This is a genomic window from Coprococcus intestinihominis (assembly GCF_040096555.1).
GTDB lineage: Bacteria > Bacillota > Clostridia > Lachnospirales > Lachnospiraceae > Coprococcus_A > Coprococcus_A intestinihominis.
This window is the reverse complement of record NZ_JBBMEK010000303.1, coordinates 1-3697: the sequence shown is the minus strand read 5'-3', so window position 1 is coordinate 3697 and position 3697 is coordinate 1. Positions and strand designations below refer to the sequence as shown.

The window sequence follows — 3697 nt, the reverse complement described above, 5'->3', positions numbered from 1 at the left end:
AGCAGTTAAAATTCAAACGATTATGGAAAAAACATTTGAGCTAGTGAAATAATTCTAATATTCAATAGGCCATGGGGTATCCTATGGCCTTTCCTATGCCCACAAGACCTGCAAAGGTCTTATTTTTATACCATTTTTCAAGAAAGAAAGCGATAAAAATGAGAAAGAAAGTAACTACATTAATCCTTGTAGCCGTAATCACGGCTGCAGTATCCCTGCGGGCATGGGCCTGCACACCGCCGCTGAACGTTGGTAACATTTGGGGCGATTTGACGCCGCCAGATGAAATCGAATACACACCATCTGAAGATGTCGACAAAGCCTGCGACGCTGCTGCTAAAAAGTGGCTCGAAGAGCATCCGATCGACCTTGCGCCGGCTGAATCTGAGACAGAGACCGAGGCAGAAACTGAGACTGCAGCTGAAACCGAAGCAGAGACAGTGACACCTGGAAAACACTATCTTGATTGGTCGAAGTATATCCCTGAATCTTTCAGAAACCGTTGGATGAGCTTTGTAAGGAGGTGATCCACATATCTCCCTGGCCGGGGTTACGGCAAAATGTGTAATAAGTTATACACAATTGATTTTCGCAAAAATTGTCTCATGCGTGAAAATGCTATGATGTGATCAGAAACAAAAAAACGGAGCCAGGCTCCACCGACCAAAGCATCACCTGACTCCACAACCGCAAGGGTATGAACTGATTATATCATGTGCTGTATCCTTGTGCAAGGAAAGGAGCATCAATATGTATGAGCAGTTTAAGCATCTGATTATGGCTGAACTTTCAAAAGACTTCGATGTTGATCAGCTGAGAAAGATTTCTGAATGCCTGGATCTGGCAGCGAAAAACTTTGATGTTGTTAAGAAAGAGACGCAGATTGTCCCGTATGGACAGGAGATCCCAAAAGCAGTAGAGATATATATCGCTTCAAAAAAGATTGAAGGCCTGTCTGAAAAGTCACTGTATTTGTATTTGATCGTATTGAAAGATTTCTTCAGGTTCGTAGCCAAGCCTCCGGAAAAGGTTTCGGCCAATGACATCCGGATTTATTTATATCAGTACCAGAAGGAACGCGGTATATCAAACAGAACACTAGATACACGACGCACGGTCCTGTGCTCATTTTTCAATTGGATGGCTGCAGAAGAATATATCAGCAAAAATCCTGCGATACATATCACTCCGATTAAGTATGAGAGGAAACACAAGAAATCTATGACACAGATGGACCTTGAAAAAGTCCGTATGGCTTGCAAAACAAAGAGAGAAAAGGCGATTGTTGAATTGCTGTACAGTACCGGCTGCCGTGTTTCGGAACTTTGCAATCTGAATATTACAGATGTAAACTTCGAGACAAAAGAAGTTGCCCTGTTTGGGAAAGGCAGCAAGCACCGGACAAGCTATATCAACGCCAGGGCAGAGGTCGCTCTGAAGGAATATCTTGAGTCGCGATCAGATGAGAGTCCGGCACTTATCGTACATGACACAAAGCCTAATATTCGAATGAAGAAGTCTGGGATTGAGAGAGTTATTAGAATGATCATGGCCAGGACAACCGGCGTCGGAACACATGTAACTCCGCATGTGTTTAGACATACAACTGCAACTATTGCGCTGGATCGCGGCATGAGTATCGTGGATGTAAGCCGTTTGCTTGGACACAAGAATCTTGGAACGACTATGGAATACATTACGGCCAATGCACAATCTGTAAAGGACGGCCATAACAACTTTGTAATTTAATGAGAAACTCCCCGCTATTATGCGGGGAGCCCTGCTTGGGGAGAAAGGTACAATAATGTTTTTGTACACTATTTATACCGTTTTAATCGGGAAAATGTGACAAGAAAATGTAAAAAATTCAGAAAGTGAGGAAAAGAGATGAAGATTGAATTTTTATACACTTTTGCAAATGCAATGACATCCAGCGTGGTATTTAAGTTTTTGATGCTGGTTGTAGTTCTGGATACCCTTCTTGGTGTCCTCAGGGCGATTAAATATCGTAAATTCAACAGTTCTGCAGGTATTGATGGAGCTATTCGAAAGGTGGCCATGTTGGTCAGTGCGGTGGCTTTAATGGCAGCGGATTTGCTAGTACATGCTAATGTAGCTTTTATGATTCCGAATGAATATCTTCAAGTAATCGGGCTCACGAAGGTTGGTTTGTGCGAATTATTCAGCCTGTTGTTTATTCTTTATGAATGTGTATCGATATTAAAGAACATGGTTCTTTGTGGCCTTCCAGTATCAGCAAAAATGAGAGATTGGCTGGAAGAATTCCTGAAAGACATGACCACAGAGCTTCCAGAAGAGACAGAAGAACAAAACCAGATTGAACAGAAATAATGGCGTCTACGGGCGTCTTTTTTGAAAGGAGCAAATATATGAGTAAGACATTTAAACAGGGAAATTATAATCCAGTTCACGGGATTTCAATGAAGCTGTCAGGCTGTGGTCCGTGTGCTTCAGCTTCTGTGTTGTGTAATCTTGATGGCAGCATTAACCCGGTCAAGGTAGCCAATTGGCTGTATGATCATGGTCATTTCTATTCATCTGGCACGACCCGCGCCGGCATTACTGATGTACTGCAAAAACATGGTATGGAAGTGCTTGGTTACTACAAGCCGGAACATCAGGGCGGTACAGCTTGGAAGCAGGCCATGACAAAGATGCAGAGTCTTTCTGGTGACTGGTGGGCCCTCTTTCTCACGGTTGGAAAATCCAATGGTGCCAAAGACAATTTCTGGACCAGTGGCGGCCATTACTTGTCAGCAACTGATCTGAAGAATGGTAAACTGTACATGAGAGACAGCGGTGCCAGAAACAACACCGGCTACTTCGATCCGGAAAAACTGCGCTATGATACCAATGTTATCTGGATCATCCGCAAGAAGAATGGTGCAGCACTCTATACAGGAACTTTCCCAACACTGCCAAGCAAGGGCTATCTGAAGCGTGGAGATACCGGTGAAGCTGTAAAGTGGCTGCAGCTGTTTTTGCAGTGGTATGGCGTCTACGATTCGAAAATTGATAAGGACTTTGGAGCAAAGACAGAGGCTGCGGTAAGAGCGTACCAGAAAGCAGAAAGGTTGAGGGTAGATGGTTGGTTTGGACCGGAATGCCGGGAAAGAGCTAAGAAAGTAAAAAAATAACGTTTGCCCACATTTATAGCATATGTTATTATTAAGTTAGGCCAACTGAAAGTATGGAGGATTTTTTTGTGTACATTATCTAATTTCAATCACGGATGTGCACGTTTTGTACACACTTGTAGCGGATTACTGTGAAAACGATAAATTTTAATGAGTTACAATAAATTTTTAAAATGTCTGAAAATGCAGTAAAATCAAGTGTTTCGTGATGATTACACATCATATTATGACTCATATAATAATGTATATGAAGTATGGGCAATAACCCAATGGTCGGCGCTACAGTTGCTGTTGCAGTTAGTGTTGAGGAAGCTGCAAGAGCTGGCAAGTTCTAAGGCCTTTGTTAGAAAAATAGTATAATACAGTTGCTTTTTGTGAAAATGGCATTTGTACACATATAAGATAAGCACGTGAGGTAAGAATCTCACGTGCTTTTTATGTTTACAAGAATAAATTATGGAAGGAATAGAATTTCCCAAAGAAGTTATCCAGCGAGGGGCAGATATGCTTGAATGGAGTCTGGAAGAACTGATTCAGCA

At 42.3% G+C, this 3697-nt stretch carries 4 protein-coding genes; all 4 read left to right on the top strand.

The window, feature by feature from the left end:
• Positions 1 to 158 precede the first annotated feature (158 nt).
• The 4 genes from WMO25_RS16130 (at position 159) to WMO25_RS16115 (ending at position 3158) form a co-directional block, all read left to right on the top strand.
• Positions 159 to 527 carry a hypothetical protein gene (locus WMO25_RS16130; protein WP_349086176.1) on the top strand — a complete coding sequence of 123 codons (369 nt, stop codon included), beginning with the start codon at positions 159 to 161 and terminating at the stop codon, positions 525 to 527.
• 223 nt (positions 528 to 750) lie between these two features.
• Positions 751 to 1749, top strand: coding sequence for a tyrosine-type recombinase/integrase (locus WMO25_RS16125; protein ID WP_349086174.1), 999 nt, complete (start codon positions 751 to 753; stop codon positions 1747 to 1749).
• Positions 1750 to 1887: 138 nt separating this feature from the next.
• A complete protein-coding gene (locus WMO25_RS16120; RefSeq protein ID WP_227083725.1) occupies positions 1888 to 2352 on the top strand; it encodes a phage holin family protein in 465 nt (154 codons plus the stop codon).
• Between the two features lie 38 nt (positions 2353 to 2390).
• The gene (locus WMO25_RS16115; RefSeq protein WP_349086172.1) at positions 2391 to 3158 is read left to right on the top strand and encodes a peptidoglycan-binding domain-containing protein; all 768 of its coding nucleotides are present in this window, start codon (positions 2391 to 2393) and stop codon (positions 3156 to 3158) included.
• The last annotated feature ends 539 nt before the right edge of the window (positions 3159 to 3697 follow it).